The sequence below is a fragment of the Symplocastrum torsivum genome, from assembly GCF_059505465.1.
The window spans coordinates 36,821-58,015 of the sequence record NZ_JCACKQ010000016.1; the positions used below are offsets into that span (position 1 = coordinate 36,821).

Genomic DNA, 21,195 nt, shown 5'->3' on the forward strand with positions numbered 1-21,195 from the left:
CTTTCTCAAAAACTGGGGGAACGAAGGACGATTCCATTAACGTCTGTCTGATTTTCGCAAGCTCACTCTAATTGTTGCTAATCGACTCAGGAACGCGAACCGATAGTGAAGACTTTTAAAAGAGCCAATCACGGTGAGTTTATGGGTTCAAAACCAAGTCAATCGCTCGATCAATCAAGTCCACCGCCTCAACAGCGTAGTGGTACGTCTTAAACCGCATTCCCTCCACAACTTCCAGTTGTTTCGGCGGGCGATGTCCAAACTTATCCTCATAGAGCCGTAGAGCGAGACTGCCTAGAGAAGTCATCTGCCCTTTCGTCGCAGAAAGCTTCCGCTCGCGCAAGCGGCTAGCAATGGTGACGGACAATCCTTGTTTCTTTTGGTTTAATCCACCTCCAGCACCCAAGCTCCTAATAGTACGAGTCAAATCTGCTTCTGGTGTAAGCAGGAACGTCGTTAACTGCGTGTAGCGACGAGCGGGTTTGTCTGCCACCACCGCATGGGCAAGTGCTTCAAGTTGTCCCACCGCAATAAACGTCCCAACTGCACGGGTCATGGTGGTGTAAAGTAACTGACGGGTGAGCATCCGACGGTTGGATAGCACTAAAGGCATAATCACGTATTGAAATTCACTGCCTTGGGACTTATGGCAAGTCAGACAGTAGGCGTGCATAATCTGCTCAAAATTACCAGGTAAGTACTCAACGATCGCACCACCCTCAAATTCCACCGTCACCCGTTTCTGCTTAGGCTCCACGGCAATGACCCAACCACTCTCTCCATTCATCACTGCCGGAGTCGTATCGTATCTATTCACTAGTTGAATGACGCGATCGCCGACTCGGTAAACCACCTCTCCCGTAACTACTTCTGGCTCCCCATCCTTTTTTGGATTAAAGATGGGATGCATTCGAGCATTTAGGGCTTTGACCCCGGCAGGTCCCTGTTTTTGAGGTGCTAACACCATCAACTGTTGGTTCAAATCGATGTTGTCGGCTTTCATCTGGAGCGCCAATTCAACAATGGCATCTGCTACTGAATTAGGAGTGGGACGACACAACATCGCGCAGTCCCCGACATCCATCCATTGAGAAGGCTGGTTGAACTGATGCAGTGCTGGCACCTCCCCAGAGAGTACCTCTTGGGCCGCGTAGACAATCGCGCTTTCGTGCCGTTGCCGATAGATAGTCTGCAATTGCGTCGTTGGGATAAGGGACGACAGTATCAAGTCCCGCAGCACCATCCCAGCGCCCACACTGGGCAGTTGGTTGAAATCGCCGACGAGTAAGATTCTTGTGGTAGGTAGTAACGCTTTCAGCAGGGAGTTAAATAGGAACAAATCGACCATACTAAATTCATCCACAATCAACCAGTCAATCGGCAAAGGATTGTTCTGGTTGTAACGGAAAGATTGACCATGCCCCTGCCACTGTAGAAGGCGATGAATCGTTTGTGCCTCGCATCCAGTCGCGTCTCTCATTCGATTAGCCGCTTTACCCGTTGGCGCGACAAGCGCGAGTTTCACCCCTTTTGCACAAAGCCACTCTACTAGATATTTGAGGATGTGAGTCTTACCGCGTCCGGGACCACCTGTAAGGATACTCAAGGGGTGCGCCCAAGCCATGAAAAGGGCAGAGCGCTGTTCTGTTGAAAGGCGATTGAATTCTCGGAAAGACGCTTGTTCCCACTGATGCAACCAGTGTTCGAGATGTTCAGTCGGCTGCTGTTGCCCAGCCAGGAACGCTTTAACGAGTAAAGCGACATTGAGTTCGGCTCGGTAGACTCTATAAAGGTAGATACTGCCATTGGAGTTGCCTTCTACCAGGGTTTGGTTAGCAATGCCCAATTGAATTGCCGCCTGCACATCCCAGGAGTCAGGAGTAGACTTAGGACAAGTGAGCAGTTCCAAAGCTCGGATCAGTAATTGGGATTCAGGGACAAAACAATGTCCTTCGCTCAACCCATCTTTTAACGCTTGGAGGATTCCTTGAGAGTAGCGCTCAATACCTGAAGGGGAAATGCCAATCGCTAGCGCTAAGGCATCGGCGGTTTTGAACCCAATCCCCTCGACTTCATCAATGATGCGATAAGGGTTACTCTTAAGTATTGCTTCAGTTTGGTGTCCGTAACGTTCACAGAGTTTCAGGGTTAGCCCTAAGGGAGTCGAGAGTCCTAATAGCCACGCGATCGCTCCTCGTACTGGATTGGTTTGAGAGTCCCTCCAAGCCCCCGTGATCGTGCCGATGCGGTATCTCGTGAGCGTTGGGATTTGAGAGAGTTGCTCACGAGCGTGTTCTAAGACGTTGAGAGTGTCTGCGCCGAAGTGAGAGACGAGTAGAGCCGCTGTCTTCTTTCCAATGCCGCGAAACAGCCCACTGGCGAGGTATTGCTCGATTTCTGGGGCAGTGAGTTCTGGAATCGGGGTGGTGTTATTAACTGGGTTGAACTCAAGCATTTCTGAGCGAGGTGGTACTATCCCTGAGGAATAAAGAGCTTTCTTTCATATTGACTGACTAAGAAGCGACTGTGCAAAGCGACGATAAGAAAGAAATACCAAGAGAGTTTCGTGAGGCGAACGTCCTAATTCTTTTGTGAGAGCCTCTGTGACACTTAGAAAAGCCAAATGTAGGCAAGCCTAGTCGCTACATTCCTAAGCTTAGCTTGAGGAGTAGAAATTTATTGAGGCTCTGTCTCTTGGCAGGCAATTGTGCCTCTATTTAACGATGAAAGCCTATCTAAGATCGCTCGGATTGTTCGTTCTCACCAGTATATTTTTAGGTGGATGTAGTCTATCCGCCGCTTTGATCAAGAGCGTTCCCAGTTTGCCCCCAGAGCGTGATGTCATCATCAACATTACCACGGTCAATAAGCGTGTGGGTTGGTATTTTGTTGATCCAACAAATTGGAAGCTGTCTAAGTGGGAGTTTCCCAACAACAGCAACAGCCCTACCCCGATTAATGAAGAGATTAGGAGGTCATTTGTCTCCTGGTCACCTCAGAGCCAACGACTTCTGTATGCTCTAAACCTTGTAAGTCTCAACGGTTCTGTAGAAGTCTTAAAACTCGGAGGCAAGCGTGATTTAACCAGTAGTTGGCAAACGTTATCTCCCAATGGTAAAACCGTCGCTTATACGGGCGAGTCTCGTACAGACAAAACACTTGGTCTTGTCGAAGATATTTCCCTATTTGATATTGCTAGTCGCCGTTCACAAGTGATTACAAAATTCGGTGCGGGTGGGGTTTACCAAATCACTTGGTCACCAGACGGGAAAACCTTGGCTTTTTGGCATTGGGACTCTTTGAAGCGCTCAAAAACGCTTTACCAAATCAACTTGGACGGGAGTAACCTGAGAGTACTGCTTGAGGCAAAAGATAATTTGCCTCTTCAGATTCAGTCGGTTCCATCTGATGATGAAAAAATTAAGTGGTCACCAGATGGACGCTATCTCGCCTTAACTAATAGCAGCTACAACAGTCAAACCATCTGGCTTCTGGAGTTGGCAACCAAACAGTTGAAGCCACTGTTTGATGCACCCCCTGCAAGGGAAGCGGGTGGGATTCAAGACTTCGCTTGGTCACCGGACGGGAAAAAAATGGTCTTAGCGGCTGGGTACGACGGTAAATGTCATCAGCCTTTGCTCATTGGTTATGAAGAGTGTACTAATTTTCTTTACCTTGTTGATGTGGAAGGGGGCCAGTTGACCAAAGTAACAAACATTCCTCAAAGTTCAGCAACAAGGCTACTTTGGTTGGGACACAAGCGTCAACCCTGACGTATTGTCTCTGAATAACCTTTGTGAGTAACGAACCTAGATGAGATTTCTTGCATAAGTACACAGCACTCAGAGATAAGTACTGCTACAGAAGAACACTTAACACACAGCAAGAAGTCTCAAGATAAGCCCATGTTACTGCAACATCATTTGATTAATTGTTTCTCTTTGCGCTCAATCACAATTTCGGCTCTGTGTACACTCTCGCTCATTTCAGTTGTGTTGGATGCTAGTAAAGCTCATGCTTCTAACTCACATTGACACTCATTCGCTGAAAGTTTACCTGTAGACCATCACGGGGATGGGGAGTGGGTACCATCACCATCTCCAGGTTGTGGTCGGGTAGCAGCACTCAAGCTTGAAACTGGGACAACAACCAGGCACTGACTTTGCTATGATTCATTTGCTGACACTGATGGATTGTTGAATCACCTGCGATCGCATCATCACTCAAGCTAAATCTCTTTTTCAAGTAGTAGTTACTCGTTGACCCGTTCAAGCTGAGCATCCATAACTATTTAATAGTTAGGTTATTTGAGCCAAAGCTTGCTCATCCCCTAAATCTTGCAAGAAGCGGTTCTTGTCGAATGTATAGTCTTGACCCAGAAACTCTAGGATTTTTTCTGTATCGTATTCGGCATTTTGTAAGCAAGTTGAAGCACCAGGAGAAGGCGTTATATTAAACAATATATTCTCCCCGACAATTTTAGCTTCTCCCAACTCCAGGCGCTTAGTCTTAAGATTAACTATTTGAGGTCTAATCCCTAGATATCCTTTAGCAAGCTGTAGGTCACCTAATTGCATTGAAGGAACAATTTTTTGAACTTGCCTTAAAAATAGCCTTCTGCCAAAAAAGGGGATATCGTAAATAAAATTTCTTACGATATATTCCAATATCACTTTCTCTGAAAGGATATTAAAAAAGCTTAAGAAAGCATTGATACTGAGTCCAGCCGTTCGGAAATAGTCAACAAAAGTAGCATAGTTACGCGATTCTAGTAGGAAGGTAACTTTAGCAGTAGGACCAAATCTAGTCTTACTTTGATTGTGAACTTCTGCATCTCCGTGAATAGCTGCAAACGGTATTTTTTTGAGCTGTACCGTATAAACTTTACCATTTAGAACGCCTGGTGCAAGGTAAAAATTCCCCGCCACATTCAGGAGCGCATAATCTTTTCCATAGCCTAGAGATTTGGCAAACAGTAAACTATACGCTGCTGCTGTAAAAACAACGACCTTAGCTACTACTACGTCTCGATCTGTCTGAATTTGGTAGAATTCTCCTTCTTTCCGGATACTCTTAACCTTTGTTTCCATCATTAAATCAATCGTTTTCTCAGTGTTGGCAACTGATTTTCCTAGAAATGATTGAGCTAGTTTCTGAAAATCTATTGTGTAACCTTCTTCAGTAGATAAAGCGATAATTTCTTCTTCAGGCGTTCTATTCTTTACTACATTAGGTTCTACTAATTCTATTTCCTCTTTTTCAATTAATTTAAGTCCAGGAAATAGTGATTTAAAGTCTTTGTATCTCTCTCGCAGTTCTTCAGTCTGTTCTTTTCCTATACCCAGAACCATTTTGTGATATTTACTGAAGATTTTCTGTTGGGGGTCATTTCTCAAAAGATAATTTTTAACTAAGCTTGCAGCTCCCTTTACTTTTTGCGCTTTTTCTAAGGTATAGTTGGTTTCTATATCTCCAAAGTGCAGGGTTTGGCTATTGCTTGTTCTATGAGAATTACCTAAAGCAACTTCTGGTTGTTTTTCAATTAAAGCAATCCGGTTTATGTTGGTATAGTTGCTCAAGCTATATAACAAAGCAGTTCCAGAGATTCCGCCCCCGATGATAGCTACTTCATAAATGTCGTTCTCGAATTGCATAATCCCTCTGAAATGTAATTAAAGAATAAAGAGTATATCAACGCTAGGGGGTAACGAAGCTCAAAATTTTAATAAAAGCAAGTCAAGCACTTATACAACATAGGAAAGTTACTTGAGACTAGGTGCTAAAGCCGAATATTAGGATAACTCCAAAAGTTTTTGAGTGCAAATTTTATAGAATCTGCCAAGCCTACTCGATCGCAATGTTTTTAGAATAACAGCCTCTACGCTAGGAAAAGTCACTCCGTAGTTATAGTAGCGCTCCTTCATGAGGTAGAAAAACAGTTGTGCCTCAAATTTGCTGTTCGGGCTGTGCAGCTCTCAATTCAGTCTCAATAAGGCTATCTAGTTCTGCTTGCTGATAATGTATCCAGTGCTTCACTTGCAATTTTATCTATACAGAACAGACTTCTGCTCAAAATTAGAGAAAAGGAGAAAGGGGAACTGGAATTTGGCTCCCCTTCGCCCAGTATTGGGAAAGGGGGTTGGGGGGTGAGGGCAGGAGATTCTTGGCACTGACATGCTCTTAATCGCATCTGTGTCTACATACAGCCTCAACCAATCTACCCTGCATAAGTGGTAGTCGTCTGAGAGACAAGTACTAGTGAATTGAATGAGTTCTATGCATTAATCAATTCTTCAATAGATATAAATACCTGTAGACTATGGATCGTTCATTGCGTTACGAAGGTACGCGATTGCGTGGTTGGATAGCGAACTTATCATTCAAGCTGATGAAATTGTGTTTCATTCCTAGAGATTGGTGGCGATCGCATCTTGGGCGGTGCCAGAGGCAATTGCTCAAGTATCTTTCCTTAGTTCTTCTAACGTCATTTATCACCGTATTACTAGCTGACAGCCCTGTTGGTGCGATCGCACAGCAACCCTTGCCAGAAATTCGCGGGGTTTGGATGACTACCAATGACAATGACATCCTAAGTGATCGCCCCAAACTGCAAGATGCTGTGAGTAAACTGGCGCAACTGAACTTCAATACGATCTATCCTGTGGTGTGGAACTCAGGCTACGTGCTATACGAGAGTCCAGTAGCACAACGGACAGGCATCCAACCCTTTGCCCGCAAAGGTTTACAAGGACAAGAGACCCTCTCTGACCTCGTTGCTCAAGCCCATCAGCAAGGCTTACTCGCAATTCCCTGGTTTGAGTTCGGGTTCATGACTCCCCCGACATCGGAACTGGCGTTGAATCATCCGGAGTGGCTGACGAAACGGCGGAACGGTAGCCAAACTTGGATCGGTGCGGCGGGTGAGGTAGTATGGCTCAACCCCTTCCATCCAGACGTGCAGCAGTTGATTAGCGATCTCGTGCTAGAAGTCGTCACTCGATATGATGTCGATGGTATTCAGTTTGACGATCACACCAGTTTGCCCAATGAGTTTGGCTACGATCGCTACACGCTTGCCTTGTATAAACGAGAAACCGGGAGGAATGCACCTAGCGATCCCCAGAATCCCGTTTGGGTGCGCTGGCGGGCGAATAAAATTACGGCATTCATGACACAACTCAACCAAGCCGTAAAAAAGAGAAAGCCCGATGCGATTTTCTCTGTTGCCCCTAATCCTTATGACGTTGCTTACAAGACTTACTTACAGGACTGGCTGACTTGGGTGCGAAAGGGTATTGTGGACGAGCTAATTGTGCAAGTGTATCGTCCCGATCTGCAAAGTTTTCTCAACCAGATCACCCGTCCCGCAATTCAGGAAGCGCAACAAAAGATTCCAACCGGAGTTGGTGTCCTGACAGGCTTGAGAAATAAGCCAGTTCCGATGCCACTGATTCAGTCTAAGGTGCAAGCAGCACGCGATCGCGGCTTGGGTGTAACGTTCTTCTATTATGAGAGCCTTTGGGACGAGGCACCAGAACCTATAACAGAGCGACAATCTAATTTTCAAGCTCTCTTCAACGCCCCCGCTTCCCGTGTTGCGATGAGGTAACGTTATAGCTCCAAAGCGGTCAGCTATCAGCTTTTTTGTTTTCCTTACCCCACTAATCCCAAAGTAGGACTAGGTATAAATCAGCGCTGTCCCTCTGGCAGAGGATCTAGATGAAGGCGATCACTACTATTTGTGGTGAATGACCTATGAAAGGTCTAGCTTGGGTGCCATAGCACCTGACTCACTTCTAGCCAGGTTAAGTAGTTTGGAGGCTCTGGGTTATGCGCTGGGAATTCGGTCGTCGAAGCACCAATGTTGAGGACAGACGTGGAAGCCGGATGTCGGCACCTGTGGTAGGCGGTGGCATTGGGGCGATTGTTCTATCAGTGATTGTTGCTCTTTTGGGCGGCGACCCCAGCGTAATCTGGGAGCAAGGGCAATCGTCGAGTGATGGTCCTTACTCAGAAGCTCCTCAAACACAAGGTTCTGCGGCAGATGATCGTCTGGCTGAGTTCGTTTCAGTTGTCTTGGCGGATACGGAAGATACATGGCATGGCCTGTTTCGCCAAGAAGGAACAACCTATGTGGAGCCTAAATTAGTTCTCTTTTCCGGTGCGGTGGAATCTGCCTGTGGCTATGCTAAAGCAGCAATGGGGCCATTTTATTGTCCCGCTGACCAAAAGCTCTACATCGACTTAAGCTTTTATGAAGATCTGAAGACTCGGCATCAGGCACCGGGAGACTTTGCTCAGGCGTATGTGATTGCTCATGAGGTTGGGCATCATGTCCAAAATTTAATGGGCATTTCCGACAAGGTTCATGCAATGCAGCGTCAAACCGATCGCGCACAAGCAAATGAACTTTCAGTCCGACTGGAGTTACAAGCAGACTGTTTTGCTGGTATCTGGGCGCACCATGCTAATCGTTCACGGCAGGTTCTTGAAGCTGGTGACGTTGAAGAAGCACTGAATGCGGCTAGCAGCATTGGGGATGATCGTTTGCAACATCAAGCAAGAGGGTATGTTACTCCGGAGTCTTTTACACACGGTAGTTCAGCCCAACGAGTTCGCTGGTTTAAACAGGGCATTCAGACGGGCGATCCGGGACAATGTAATACCTTTGCGGCAGCCACTCCTTAAAAAGTCTAAGTGCGAAGTGTTTCAGACAAGATGATGAATAACTCCGACAAATGAATGCGATCGCAAGTTTGCCTTTCCGTCAGCCAACCTTTGAGCAAAATCGAGATTTTGTGGGAACTCTATCTGTGTAAACTTCACAGATAGTTACTGACTATGGGTGGGCAAAAAAATCTATTCAGCCACCTTACGGCAATAGAAAGAATCTACCTGTCATTTCCCGCACAATTTTTATTGAATCAAAACCTGATTCAAGGGAAAGTCTTAGACTTTGGTTGTGGCTTTGGCAATGATGTCAAACTCTTGCAACGGAAAGGGTTTGATATTACAGGGTATGACCCTTATTATTTCCCGCAATATCCTAATGAAAAATTTGATACAATAATTTGCTTTTATGTTTTAAACGTTTTGTCTTCTGAAGAACAAGCTAATATCCTTATAGAAGTCTCTCATTTGTTAAAGCCGGGAGGTAAGGCGTATTATGCAGTGAGAAGAGATATAAAAAGGGAAGGTTTTCGAGAACATTACATCCACAAGAAACCTACCTATCAGTGCATCGTCAAACTTCCATTTAACTCAATACACGTAGATGAAAGCTGCGAAATCTATGAGTATACTCATTACAATCAACAAAGGAACTCTTCTAACAACTGCATATTCTGTAACCCTCACAAAAACATAAACTTTATAACAGAATCAACAACAGCTTATGCTATTTTTGATGGTTATCCCTTAAGTAAAGGTCATGTTCTAATCGTACCCAAGCGTCATGTTGCCAATTACTTTGAATTGCCATTCAAAGAACAATCTGCTTGCTGGTTTATGGTAAACAAAATACAAGAAATTTTAAATAAAGAATTTCAGCCTAATGGATTTAATGTGGGGATGAACATCAATAGAGCGGCAGGTCAAAGTATGATGCATAGTAATATTCATGTTATTCCTCGCTATCAAGGAGATGCCGTTGGTACTAAAAGCGGAATGAGATGTGTGATTCCTAAAGGAAAAGTTAGGAGTTAAATGATTTCTCAGGCAAAGGCTGTCGAGCTTTGTAAAGTTAGTTAATCTGATAGATGGCAGGGCGATATCTGGGTTGGGGAATAGGCTTACCATCCGCTTTAGCAACTTCCAGCCAAGCCGCTTTCGCAATCAGCACTTCGCGAACTGCTTCTTCAACTGTGGAGCCAAAAGCAGAGCAATACTTCAAATCGGGAATATCGGCAATGTAGCCCTCGTCTTCTTCACTGTAGAAAACATTGATGTGATAGTCCTTCATTCTTCGTCTGTTCAAGTTGCACCTAGAGATTCTACCCAAACAATACTGCTGGCAAAAGGACTATTCGCTAAGGCATTAAATAGTCTCAGATCGGCAGTAACCATCGAACACTGATTCAAGATTGCCAAAGCTAAATAGAGGCTATCATAAACGGTGCGATCGCTCTGGATAGCAGTGTCTAACGCTGTCGGTATTAGAGAGCGAGACTCATAAACCTGCATGGAGACTGCACTGAATTCCGCAAATGTTTGTCTGGCATCTTCTGCCGTATCCTCGCCACGGCGTACTCGCTTCCAGAGGATGTTGCCAATTTCTGGAAAGAATAAATCTGGGACTAACAGAGTGTAACTTTCTGATAGTAAACGTTGCGCTGCCTCAGAGTGAACTTCGGGAACAAACCACTTGATACCGACGCTGGCATCCACCACATACCGAGTCATCGTTCTCGATCTTCGCGAATGAGTTCAGCACTATCGCTAAAGGTGCGTCCGGCATATCTTGCCTGAGAACGGGCTACTGCTTCTCTAGCTTTCACCGTATCACCTCCTGTAGGGTAGGAGCGGAGTTGGCTTTGTGCTGCTTGCTGCAAGATGTGTTTTATTTCTTCTTGCAAGGAACGTCCATGAAGCCGTGCAAGGGTTTCCAGTTGGTTAATCAAAACAGGGTTGAGATTCTCTAACAGCACTTGCGTCATAACAGAGCTATGCGATCGGTGGAGGTACTGTGTAAATCATAATCCTCTACGCTGCTCAATCTCAGCAATGGGCAAATAGTATCTTCTCAATCTCCTCCCTCACTTTTGGAGTGACATTGCCACTATTCAGACAATCCATCAGCAGCTTATTCGCATCGTAGTACCGCTTCAGTTGTTCCTTCTGCTCCTCACTGAGCTGCCAGTCATGCCCAATCTTGCGATGCTCAATCATTACAGTTCTCAATTCATTGAGGCGGGTCTGACCATTAGCTTGCCAAAACGTTTCTTCGACTAACAGCTTCTCTCTCTGCCAATCCTCATCAAAAAACTTCTCAAAATCTTCTTCTATCCTAGGAAGGTGTATTTTGATATGTTCAAGGGCTTGATGTAGTTTAGGAGTACGACTGAAATCGCTGTGGCATCCCTCAATTCCACGACGGAATTCTTCAAAGTTCTCGCTGTAGAGTGTAAAAGTAAGACTCAGATCAAGATAAAGTTCATAAAGATGTCTATATGCAAGATCGTAATTAAAGATATTGTCATCATGACCCTGAATGTCTGGCTTAGATCCAAGCTCACCAGCTAAGTAACGTGCCAGTGGGAAGTCATGCACAAGGGCAAAATAGAAATTGCATTTGTCTGAAAATTTACAAGGTACCTTAACCGAAGAAGCCTTTGTATTAACCCAACCCAGAAACTTTTTTAATTGCTTATCTGAAATCAATGAGGTTCCAATTTCCTCTTGCTTTTGCTTCATTAGCATCAATAATTTATTAGCATTCTCCACCATACTCACTGTCAGCAAGAAAAGTTCTCGCCAACGAGGTTGAGTGACGTGAGTGAGCAGTCGTTGAAATTCGGCTTCAGGATTAGAGCTATCAACGATATATTTAGCGGCGAAGTATTCCTGAAACGTGAGGTGGGAGAATGACCAAATCCCTTGCGCTTGTTCAATCAACAATCCATGATGGGCTTCAATCGCCTTAAGAACGGTTTCACTCTCCTCAGCCTCAATCCCTAAATGCTCGGCGATATATCCCTGAATTTCGTCCTGCTCAAACAGAATAAAGTTATCGGGTTGCTCAAACTTCCGGAATGCAAGATAGCTCAGAAGTTTTTGCTTGTCTGAGACTGATAGCTGCTGGTAATCTCTGGGAATATCTCGAAATTTATCCCACTTGTTTAAAAGCAGATTACTCGCTTTTTCATACAGTTCTGACTGCTTCTTCGGTAAGTCTTGTTCTGCGATGAATAGCAAGCACGTCAGAGTCAGTAGGATGGGGGTTATGGCTAGCTCACGAATTTGCTGATTTTCCTCCAGTTTTCCGACGAACCTACTTGTCCACCTCTCTGCCTCCCCGGATGTTTCAGGGGTGGCTGTAAACCAGTTAAGGGCAAATATTTTAACTTGTTCAGCATCAAAATTTGCAACTTCAATCGGCTCGAAGTTATCGGCAATGTATTCAATCGTTTGAGTGCGACAGGTGAGAACAAAGCGGTTTTTGCGATACTCTTTGGCAAATTCGTAGATTTGGTCTCGAACAGACTGCCTCAACTGGCTGGGGACTTCATCCAATCCATCCAGCAAGATAAAGGCTTTTCCCTGATTTAGAATTTGCTGTGTTTGCTCCTGTTGTGCCAATCCAAATTCTCGATGAATCAGGTTCAATAGATTGAATGAGTTGCCCTCTTTGATAGATCGCAGTTCAAGCAAAACTGGAATGCGATCGCAAAAGAACTTCCCCTTGCTACAGTCAACGGCGAGATGTCGTAAGAAAGTGGTTTTTCCTGAGCCTGGTTTGCCCAGCACCATCAATCGGGGAAATTGTCGGACGATTTCCTGTCCAGGGAGTCGTTTCTGTCGATGTCCTAGCGTTAACCGTTCATAGTCCTCCCGTTGCTCAATGCCTTCTAGCAATCCAGAAATTGAAGCATAGCGCTTGCTCGACAACTTCTCCAGCACGTAAACATCCACATACAGCAGGTCAACATCAATCCGAGTGTCGTCTAATAATCGAATCTTGCTGTAGTTGTCTAGGATTGCTTCGCAAGAGTGCGATCGCACCTGCGGCACCAATGCATCAATATCTAAATCTGAACTGCTTGGTTGCTTCTCAGCCTTTGATTGAGCATCTATCTTTTCAGACGAATCTTCAACAATTTCCTGCCAAGGTAAGGTTAGTTCTTCACAGATGCGCTGCAAAGAGTCTAGCTGTAGAGACTGATGGTTAAAAAACTTAGTGACAGTCGATCTTCCTATCCGCTTGACCTCTGCAAAATTCGTTTTCGTAACAAATCCAAGACGCACTAGTGCTTTCTCAGCGCTTTCAATTCCTTGACGTGAAGCTCTAACCAGTAGCCTTTTCTTCGCCATCCCGTACTAAGAGTGTTTTATCCATCCTAGTCTGTGCAATCAAACATCAAGCAAAAGACAATCAAATGAAAAGCATTGCCTAGTCATGCTTTCAGAGATTCAGCCCGATGATGAAAGTGTCAAATTTCCGAAGAACTTTCAACCATGAAAAACAACTTCAACTTCACCCCCGCCTTCCAGCAAGTATTCTTCACCGTTGTCTGCTTCACCCTTCTCTCTGGTGGAGCCTCCTTCTGGCTTGCTGCTAAAGACAATTTATCTCCCCAACAGATTCGTGTCTTTGAGAATTGCAATACTACCTGGAATATGGGCATCGGTGCCATTTTTGGACTACTAGGCAGCAAGGCAACTGACCTATTTCAATCAGATGATCAGGACGAAGAGAAAGAGTAGGGCTTTAGCAGAGACGTTCCGGCGGAACGTCTCTTATTGGATTTTGATTCACTTGGCAGATATCAGTGCAGGTTCCAGGGTAGGTAACCACTCTTGTCGTAATTTTGCGATCGCTTCTTCTTTCAACTTCGCTTCAATCTCAATCCAAGGTGCATTGCTGTAAGAACTTGGCATCACAGTAATTAAGTCACTATGATTTCGATCACCAAACGCTTCACGTCCATTGGAGATATGCACCAACTGCCACTCTTGCTTAGGCCAAGTAGTACCTGCGGCGGCTTGCATCTGAGCAACACTGGGGTGTTCGTAGCTGTCTAACTTTTCGTGGATTACGTGGTGATGGGCATCAAATACCATCGGAATACCCGCTTGACGGCAAACTTCTAAAATTTCCTCAGCACTGTAAGCGTATTCATCGTTTTCCAGCGCCAATCGAGAGCGAATTGCTTCCGGCAACTTACGGATAACCTCAACTAGTCGCTCTGAGCGATCGCTTTTTCCGCCATGAATCTCAATCATCGCCCAAGGCGATCGCGGCAAATCCAACTTATCCATAATCATCGCGTGCATCTGAAGAATTTTGATGCTATTTGCAATGACTTCCGGATTGTCAGAACTTAAAACAACAAATTGGTCAGGATGTACAACTATACGAATACCCACATCGATAGCCCGACCCCCTGTTTTCAAGAGTTCTTCACTCAATTCATCTAGTACTTTTTCACCTAAATCTGTATCGGCAAAGGGAAAAAGATTAGAGCTAATGCGATAGAGTTTTAACTCATTATTTAAACAAAAATCAATTGCTAAGTTTAAGCGTTCTAGGTTGTCCTTGTATAAATTCCGGAGCAGTTCTTCTTGTTCCGATTCCGGAAACGAAAGCAAACGCTTGCGCGTGACAGTTCGGTAACGCACCTCTTTGGATGCTGTAATACACACTAATCCTAGTTCCGGTGTCACGCTCATCAGACTAATGATTACTCCTATGACTACTATTTCATTGATAATTCTACTTTTGACTTAAGTCACCCGTCTCAAGAATGACTCTTAACAAAAAAGGGTAGTACATTAATGTACTACCCTTATATTTTTCACTAACTAAGTGATTGTTTGAGTTGTCAGGTTAGGTAAAGAAAACGGTAATTTCTCAACTGTTGCTTGACTTACTCTTTAAGTGGTGAACACTACGCGATCGCAGCCATTTTGACATCGTTATTCGCTAAGACTTCTTGCAGTTCCTCAGCATCTACGGTTTCCTTTTCAATTAGCATCACCGCTAGTTTGTCAAGGATATGCTTGTTGTTCTGCAACACTTCTTTAGCGCGTTGATACGCTTGATCAACGAGACTCCGAACTTCTTCGTCAATCGTTGCTGCCGTGGTATCAGAGAAATCACGGTCTGAGGCAATATCCCGCCCTAAGAACATATTGCTTTGCTGGCGACCTAAGGCGACCGGGCCAAGGCGATCGCTCATACCAAAGCGAGTCACCATCTGCCGTGCAACACGAGCAACCTGTTGCAAGTCATTGGATGCTCCAGTCGTCACCTCTTCTTCACCGAAGATGATTTCTTCAGCAATACGACCGCCTAAAGCGACAGCCATCTGGTTTTGCAGGTAAGAGCGAGTGTAAAGACCTGAGTCCATCCGGTCTTCGCTCGGTGTGAACCATGTCAAACCACCAGCACGACCACGGGGGATAATGCTAATCTTCTGCACCGGGTCATAATCCGGCATCAAAGCACCAACTAAAGCGTGACCTGCTTCGTGATAGGCAACCAAGGTTTTGCGCTTCTCGCTCATCACCCGGTCTTTCTTCTCAGGTCCTGCCAAGACGCGATCGATCGCATCATTCACTTCATCCATCGAGATTTCGGTGAAGTTGCGACGGGCAGCTAAGATTGCGGCTTCATTGAGGAGGTTAGACAAGTCTGCACCCGTGAAACCAGGGGTACGACGGGCAATCTTCTCAAGATCCACATCCTTCGCTAAGGTTTTGCCACGCGCATGAACGTTAAGAATTTCCAAACGTCCAGCGTAGTCAGGACGATCCACAACCACTTGTCGGTCAAAACGACCCGGACGCAGTAGTGCAGCATCCAGAACGTCTGGGCGGTTTGTCGCAGCAATAATGATGATGCCAGTATTGCCCTCGAAGCCGTCCATCTCAGTCAGCAACTGGTTGAGGGTTTGCTCCCGCTCATCGTTACCGCCACCTAAACCTGCACCCCGTTGACGCCCCACGGCATCAATTTCATCAATAAAGACGATACAGGGAGCATTAGTCTTGGCTTGCTCAAACAAGTCGCGGACACGGGAAGCACCGACACCCACGAACATCTCAACAAATTCAGAACCAGAGATGGAGAAGAAGGGTACACCCGCTTCACCCGCAACGGCTCGTGCTAGTAAGGTTTTACCCGTTCCCGGAGGACCAACAAGGAGGACACCCTTGGGAATCTTTGCTCCAATTGCAGTGAAGCGGTCAGCATTTTTGAGGAAGTCAACAACTTCGTTGAGTTCTAGCTTGGCTTGCTCAATGCCAGCGACATCGCCAAACGTCACATTGGTCTGTGGGTCCATTTGTACTCTGGCTTTGGACTTACCAAAGTTCATTGCCTGAGAGCCAGGCCCACTTTGGGCACGTCGTAGCAAGAAAAACAATCCGACTAGCAGTAATACTGGGAAAAACAGGCTGCTTAATGCTCTAAACCAGAAGCTTTCATCACTCTGAGGTAGAACCGAAATATCCACACCATTGTTAGCGAGGATGCTAATCAACTGGGGGTCATTAGGCAAGTTGACCAAGACTTGTTGACCGTCTTGAGCGGTAACAAGGGCACGGGTGCGGTCAGCACTGAGCTTGACCGTCTCGATCTTGCCAGATTCAACTTCATTAATTAGCTTGCTGTACTTCCATGTATCCCGGCTTTGGGATGGTTTGTCTAAAAATGCTGTTGCCAAAGCGATGACTACTATCGCTAGTAGTGCATACAGCCCTGCGTTTCTCCACTTCTTATTCACTTACTTAATTACCTCCAAATACTGAGGAGCGGGACATCGAATAACTTTGTCTTGTATTAACTAATGTTAACGTCTCTCAGGAAAAATTGATGCAATTGGCTCTAGAAAAGCCTTTCATCAACTACTTGTACTCATCCATGGTAATATCTAGGGCTGCTAGTGTGGAAGTTTTGTACTCACTAGTGCATCAAGGCGAAAGTTTCTGACCACTTCGCCGGATGATGGGGAGATAGGGGAATGATTTCCGCGCCCTGTGCATCAACTCAAGATCTGCCACCAACAGCGTAGTTGCTTAAGACTAGGATGTAGTGGGTCATACTTTAGTTTTTCAGGTGCTTTGAGGACAGTATGAATGGGAATGACTTCAACCACACTGTTGGTGTAGGCGATCGCCTCAAAACTCAGCACCAACTTTGTGTCCCAAACTAGCTCTCGAACTGGGTGATTCTGTTTCTTGAGCCAAGAAATCAGTTGTGATCGCACAACTCCCGGTAAAATCCCTGCATCAAGGGGGGGTGTCCACCAACAGTTATCTTTCCAACCCCAAAGGTTACCTGTACTCGTTTCTAACCAATTCCCTTTGGCATCAAGCAAAATCGCCTCCATTGCTCCTTGCTTCTGTGAAGCTTGTTGAGCAAGCCAACTAGGGAGATAGTTACCCGTCTTATGCATTGGAAGGATACGACGATATTCAGGGGCATCCGCTAGCCATGCTGTAATGCCCAGTTGCTGGCGATTTTCTAAATCAGAGGGGAGACAACGCCCTGTTATCCACTCTCGCCCATTGGGAAAAATCGTGATTCTGAGAATAGGATAGGAAGCACTTAATACATCCGCCCCTTGCCGCATTTGAGGCAAGTTAGGTAACTGCCAACCCAAAGTTTGCAAACTAGAGATTAAGCGATCGCAATGACTCTTCCAGTTCGTCAGTGGACTGTCTAAGGATTGATGATAAACCCGCAGGGTCGTGAAAACAGTTGCACCATAAAGCAACCCTGGCTCATCAATCGTCAGTTCCAGAGAATCTGTTTGTTTTAACTGACCGTTGTACCAAAACAACTCTAGTTTAAAGATTTAAATGTTCTAAGGGTATTACTTAAAAAAAGGTGCTACTTACACACTGATTTCCATAATGCCTCTCCAATACTATCTGAGGTAAAAAATTGCAAAGGTTCATTTTCACTAAATTCCTCACGATTGACTAATTCTCCTTGGGCATTGAAACGAGCGATCGCTTTTACCCGAAAACCCCGTAGAGGACAGCTCATTGAAATATAAGACTTTTCTGCGACTATCCCTGTTTCATCGGGTTCAGAGCGAACAGACATCTGCCAGAATAGGTAAGTGCTATTGCTAGCTTGTATAGATTCTGTGTCAATGTAGTAGTCAACATCACTTCGGCTACGAGTCACCAAAACCCAGTTTTCAGCGAGGGCAGGTAGGCTAGTGAGTATACTGATAACCAAGGCAAAAAGCAGGGATTTGAGCATAACTAGAACAAAAATCGAATGCTCGGTCTAGGGGAAGACTTTGAGCAGGGTGTTTGACTGCCACAATACTAACCATGCTGAATATTCCTTGACTGCGTTAACCTGAGCATTACAGCGTGTGAGTGCTGTTCACAGGAACAGCCCAGAGTTCAACGGAGTCGATCACATTCGGGGTGAAGCATCGTTTCCGTTCTGGGTTGAAGACAAACCATTCAGAAGAAGCTGATGTGCATTTAACTTACACATTGAATTTAGTCGCTTTTTGTTTACTACCGTTGTGTTGACCGTTATCAGTTAACAGCCTACGGTTAACAAAGAACGATTTACTTAAATAGGGGTTAAATGTGAGAGCCGCTTAAATCCTCTGGCAAGAATCTCCAAGCGCAATACTTGTTTGATTTTGACTCACTTCCAGTAGGCCAGTTCAACGATGAGCCAAGACCTTCAACCAACGAACCCTGAGCCATCTCCCTTAGGTGGACGCTACAAAATCATCAGCGAACTGGCAGCGGGTGGGTTTGGTCAAACCTTTCTAGCCGAGGACTTACACTTACCGAGTCACCCCCGATGCGTGGTTAAACAACTTAAACCACAGACGAAAGACCCCAAGGCTCTGCTAATGGCAAGACGCCTGTTCGATACAGAAGCTCAAGCCCTCTACAAATTGGGTAGCCATGACCAGATTCCTCGGCTTTTAGCCCACTTTGAGGACAATCAAGAGTTTTATCTTGCTCAGGAATTTGTTGAAGGAGAACCGCTGACTGAAGAATTAGTACCAGGTCAACCGTGGTCAGAGACACAAGTGGTTGCTCTATTGCAAGATATTCTGCAAGTGCTGGCATTTGTCCATCAGCAGCAGGTTATCCACCGTGACCTCAAGCCACCCAACTTAATCCGCCGCAAACGGGATGGCAGAATTGTGCTGATTGACTTTGGGGCGGTGAAGCAAGTCAGCACGCAGATTGTTGAACCTGACGATGGGCAGACAAATTTAACGATTTCCATTGGGACGAAGGGCTATATGCCCAACGAACAGGTGGCTGGGAATCCCCGCTTTAGTAGTGATGTCTACGCTGTTGGTCGGCTTGGCATCCAAGCGTTAACCGGACTCCACCCCAAGCGTCTGGGTGAAGACCCTGTGACGGGTGAACTGAATTGGCGAGAGGTCAGTGGTGATTCAGAAGGTGAGCATCACACAGTACAGATTAGCCCAGAACTAGCTGAGATTCTTGACTGCATGGTGCGCTATGACTTTCGCGATCGCTACCCAACAGCCGTAGAAGCTCTGGAAGCACTGCGAAGCTTACCATCAGCTATTTTGGACTTAATACCACCACCTCAGCCTATACCTGACATCACAGAAGCACCTACCTACCTAGAACTGTCGCCATCCGGTACCAAGAAACAGACAGATTCTGAGGTAGACAAATATCCAACAGAGTCTGAAGTAGAGCTAACACCTACAAACATTTGGCTGCCAACCCAAGCCCCAGAAATGTCCTCAACTACCAACGGTAATCTAGATACAACAGCACCTTTAGAAGACCAGCAGATATACTCTTCAGACTCAAACTCTGCGATCGCCAAACCAGAACCAGAGGAAAAACCGAGATGGTGGCGTCAGCCTTGGTCAATTGTTGCCATTGTTACGGCTGTCGCTGCCATGGGTGCAAGCATTTTTATGGGGAAGACCATGCTATCTTCTCTGTCTACCAATCGAATCGCTGAGCGCGGCATATCGACCGCAAGCCCTAATTCAAGCCCTGGCAATTCATCTGTCCAAAGTCCAACCTCCCCTCCGTCTGTGCAGAAGCCACAAGCAGCAGAACTTCTCAAGGAAGCTGAGCGTTTGCGACAAGCTGGAGAGTCCCAACAATCCCTGGAACTCTACGATCAGGTAATTGCCCTCAAGCCCAACACAGCCGAAGCTTACTGGGGACGTTGCTACAGCTTGAACAATCTCAAAAAACCTAATGATGCAATTGTCGCTTGTAACGATGCCCTCGACCTCAAACCCAACTATGCAGAAGCGTTGTGGAGCAAAGGGAATGCCCTCGATCAGCAGAAGCTTCCCCTAGACGCGCTACAACTCTACGAACGAGCCACTAAAATCAAGCCAAACTTTACCGAAGCATGGGTTGATTTTGGGATTGCCCTCCAAGGGTTTGGTCGTTCTGAGGAAGCAATCCGCGCCTTGGATAAAGCGATCGCGCTGAGGCGAAATTCAGCAGAAGCTTGGAGTACTAAGGGTGAAGCCCTCTGGAACCTCGGACGGTTTGATCGTGCGATCGCGGCTTTAGACAAAGCCCTCCAAATCGAGCCTGACCATCCTAAAGCCCGCAAATTACGCGAGAAAGCTCGAAAAGAATTAGGGCGATAGAGGAGTTGTTGTTGGTTGTTGGTTCTTTGTTATTTGGATTCTTTAACATCCACTTCTAAGAAACTACCCTTGTGAGGAGTAAAGAGTTCCTTTTTCAGCTTTGCGTAATGTACATCACCGAAGGATTATCACCAAGTCTTACTTGAAACCCTCCTGTTTTCTTGTAGTATAAAGCCGAAGAACACAAAACGAGGTTGATTGAGATGATAGAGTGCATAGATTTTTGCATCGGTGTTCCACCAATTTCTGCACTTATGTCATAAAACTCTAAATCATTCTTTTTCATACTTTACTTCTCTCGTTAGATGCCTTTCCTCAAGCCAAACTGAAATACTACAGAGAGTTGATCAGGAAAGTAAAGATGAATAATCCTTTAATAAGATTAGTGTTGATTGCTCTGTTGCTGCTGACGGTAGTTTTTCCCTTTGCTGGGTTAGCACCTTTGATGCTTATCGTTTTGGGGTTTGGAATTTGCTGGTTCTTGTGGTCACTGGTGCAAGCATTTTTTACGGCTGATGTAGAAGGAGATGATAACAAAGCTGAATTGAAGTCATCAAGAGGTGAGTCCTAATCTGCTTGATTATTAACTGTAAAAACCTAGATTCCTTCTCTAGATTTATCCCCAATAAAATAGCCTGATTTATTTCAATGGATAGAGACACGCTCCTCATGAAATCTGAGACGTTAGGAGAGATCGCAAAAAAATCTATAACAACCATTTCCCATTTATTTATGTTTGGAATCAATGAAATTAAAACAGCAGCCTTAAAGATGGGTTTTTTGTGTCTTTAAATCTTTGATGCTGTTGGCTTTCTTCCCAAAACCTAAGCCCTACCTCCATTAGGAGCAAGAGAAGACGGAGGTGCCTGACTCCCTGAAA

19 protein-coding genes are annotated in these 21,195 nt (G+C 45.4%); 7 read left to right on the plus strand and 12 right to left on the minus strand.

The annotated features are described in order from the left end of the window. Positions 1-139 precede the first annotated feature (139 nt). Entirely contained in the window at positions 140-2,455 is a 2,316-nt protein-coding gene (recD2, locus tag AC5JL3_RS05690; RefSeq protein WP_496073548.1) for an SF1B family DNA helicase RecD2, read from the minus strand. Between the two features lie 268 nt (positions 2,456-2,723). Between recD2 and AC5JL3_RS05695 the strand changes: the two genes are divergently transcribed. Continuing rightward, positions 2,724-3,773, plus strand: coding sequence for a TolB family protein (locus tag AC5JL3_RS05695; RefSeq protein WP_496073549.1), 1,050 nt, complete (start codon positions 2,724-2,726; stop codon positions 3,771-3,773). A gap of 352 nt (positions 3,774-4,125) precedes the next feature. Here AC5JL3_RS05695 and AC5JL3_RS05700 read toward each other — a convergent pair whose 3' ends face one another. Continuing rightward, positions 4,126-4,281 (minus strand): hypothetical protein, encoded by a 156-nt coding sequence (locus tag AC5JL3_RS05700; RefSeq protein ID WP_192220020.1) that lies wholly within the window; start codon positions 4,279-4,281, stop codon positions 4,126-4,128. A 17-nt stretch (positions 4,282-4,298) separates the two neighbouring features. Then, the gene (locus AC5JL3_RS05705) at positions 4,299-5,654 is read right to left on the minus strand and encodes an FAD-dependent oxidoreductase (protein WP_496073550.1); all 1,356 of its coding nucleotides are present in this window, start codon (positions 5,652-5,654) and stop codon (positions 4,299-4,301) included. Between the two features lie 665 nt (positions 5,655-6,319). Here AC5JL3_RS05705 and AC5JL3_RS05710 point away from each other — a divergent pair. From AC5JL3_RS05710 to AC5JL3_RS05720, 3 genes are all read left to right on the plus strand, one after another. Continuing rightward, positions 6,320-7,609 carry a glycoside hydrolase family 10-like protein gene (locus AC5JL3_RS05710; RefSeq protein WP_496073551.1) on the plus strand — a complete coding sequence of 430 codons (1,290 nt, stop codon included), beginning with the start codon at positions 6,320-6,322 and terminating at the stop codon, positions 7,607-7,609. A gap of 221 nt (positions 7,610-7,830) precedes the next feature. Next, positions 7,831-8,688 carry a KPN_02809 family neutral zinc metallopeptidase gene (gene ypfJ / locus AC5JL3_RS05715; RefSeq protein WP_496073552.1) on the plus strand — a complete coding sequence of 286 codons (858 nt, stop codon included), beginning with the start codon at positions 7,831-7,833 and terminating at the stop codon, positions 8,686-8,688. 153 nt (positions 8,689-8,841) lie between these two features. After that, a complete protein-coding gene (locus AC5JL3_RS05720) occupies positions 8,842-9,705 on the plus strand; it encodes an HIT family protein (protein WP_496073553.1) in 864 nt (287 codons plus the stop codon). A 37-nt stretch (positions 9,706-9,742) separates the two neighbouring features. Here AC5JL3_RS05720 and AC5JL3_RS05725 read toward each other — a convergent pair whose 3' ends face one another. The 4 genes from AC5JL3_RS05725 to AC5JL3_RS05740 all read right to left on the minus strand — a co-directional run bounded on the left by AC5JL3_RS05725 (position 9,743) and on the right by AC5JL3_RS05740 (position 13,029). Further along, positions 9,743-9,976, minus strand: a complete 234-nt coding sequence (locus tag AC5JL3_RS05725) for a type II toxin-antitoxin system HicB family antitoxin (protein WP_496073554.1) — start codon at positions 9,974-9,976, stop codon at positions 9,743-9,745. Continuing rightward, positions 9,973-10,401, minus strand: coding sequence for a type II toxin-antitoxin system VapC family toxin (locus AC5JL3_RS05730; protein ID WP_496073555.1), 429 nt, complete (start codon positions 10,399-10,401; stop codon positions 9,973-9,975). Before AC5JL3_RS05730 ends, AC5JL3_RS05725 begins: the two co-directional genes overlap by 4 nt. Then, positions 10,398-10,655 (minus strand): FitA-like ribbon-helix-helix domain-containing protein, encoded by a 258-nt coding sequence (locus AC5JL3_RS05735; RefSeq protein WP_496073556.1) that lies wholly within the window; start codon positions 10,653-10,655, stop codon positions 10,398-10,400. The genes AC5JL3_RS05730 and AC5JL3_RS05735 overlap by 4 nt, the downstream gene beginning before the upstream one ends. Positions 10,656-10,716: 61 nt before the next feature. Further along, the gene (locus AC5JL3_RS05740) at positions 10,717-13,029 is read right to left on the minus strand and encodes an NACHT domain-containing protein (RefSeq protein WP_496073557.1); all 2,313 of its coding nucleotides are present in this window, start codon (positions 13,027-13,029) and stop codon (positions 10,717-10,719) included. A gap of 144 nt (positions 13,030-13,173) precedes the next feature. Here AC5JL3_RS05740 and AC5JL3_RS05745 point away from each other — a divergent pair, with 144 nt between their 5' ends. Then, positions 13,174-13,422 (plus strand): hypothetical protein, encoded by a 249-nt coding sequence (locus tag AC5JL3_RS05745; RefSeq protein ID WP_496073558.1) that lies wholly within the window; start codon positions 13,174-13,176, stop codon positions 13,420-13,422. Between the two features lie 48 nt (positions 13,423-13,470). On the opposite strand, the gene uvsE is transcribed toward AC5JL3_RS05745, so the two are convergent. The 4 genes from uvsE to AC5JL3_RS05765 form a co-directional block, all read right to left on the minus strand. Beyond that, the gene (gene uvsE, locus AC5JL3_RS05750) at positions 13,471-14,388 is read right to left on the minus strand and encodes a UV DNA damage repair endonuclease UvsE (protein ID WP_496073559.1); all 918 of its coding nucleotides are present in this window, start codon (positions 14,386-14,388) and stop codon (positions 13,471-13,473) included. Positions 14,389-14,606: 218 nt separating this feature from the next. After that, complete coding sequence (ftsH3, locus tag AC5JL3_RS05755) at positions 14,607-16,445, minus strand: ATP-dependent zinc metalloprotease FtsH3 (protein WP_192220008.1); 1,839 nt, start codon at positions 16,443-16,445, stop codon at positions 14,607-14,609. 258 nt (positions 16,446-16,703) lie between these two features. Then, positions 16,704-17,504, minus strand: coding sequence for an aminotransferase class IV (locus AC5JL3_RS05760; protein ID WP_496073560.1), 801 nt, complete (start codon positions 17,502-17,504; stop codon positions 16,704-16,706). Positions 17,505-17,554: 50 nt separating this feature from the next. After that, positions 17,555-17,935 carry a surface-adhesin E family protein gene (locus AC5JL3_RS05765; protein ID WP_496073561.1) on the minus strand — a complete coding sequence of 127 codons (381 nt, stop codon included), beginning with the start codon at positions 17,933-17,935 and terminating at the stop codon, positions 17,555-17,557. Positions 17,936-18,365: 430 nt separating this feature from the next. On the opposite strand from AC5JL3_RS05765, the gene AC5JL3_RS05770 reads away from it, so the two are divergent. Beyond that, positions 18,366-20,315: a protein kinase domain-containing protein gene (locus AC5JL3_RS05770; RefSeq protein WP_496073562.1), complete on the plus strand. Its 1,950-nt coding sequence runs from the start codon at positions 18,366-18,368 to the stop codon at positions 20,313-20,315. A 94-nt stretch (positions 20,316-20,409) separates the two neighbouring features. Here AC5JL3_RS05770 and AC5JL3_RS05775 read toward each other — a convergent pair whose 3' ends face one another. Further along, the gene (locus tag AC5JL3_RS05775) at positions 20,410-20,601 is read right to left on the minus strand and encodes a hypothetical protein (protein ID WP_496073563.1); all 192 of its coding nucleotides are present in this window, start codon (positions 20,599-20,601) and stop codon (positions 20,410-20,412) included. A 75-nt stretch (positions 20,602-20,676) separates the two neighbouring features. Here AC5JL3_RS05775 and AC5JL3_RS05780 point away from each other — a divergent pair, with 75 nt between their 5' ends. Beyond that, entirely contained in the window at positions 20,677-20,886 is a 210-nt protein-coding gene (locus AC5JL3_RS05780; protein WP_496073564.1) for a hypothetical protein, read from the plus strand. Positions 20,887-21,195 lie beyond the last annotated feature (309 nt).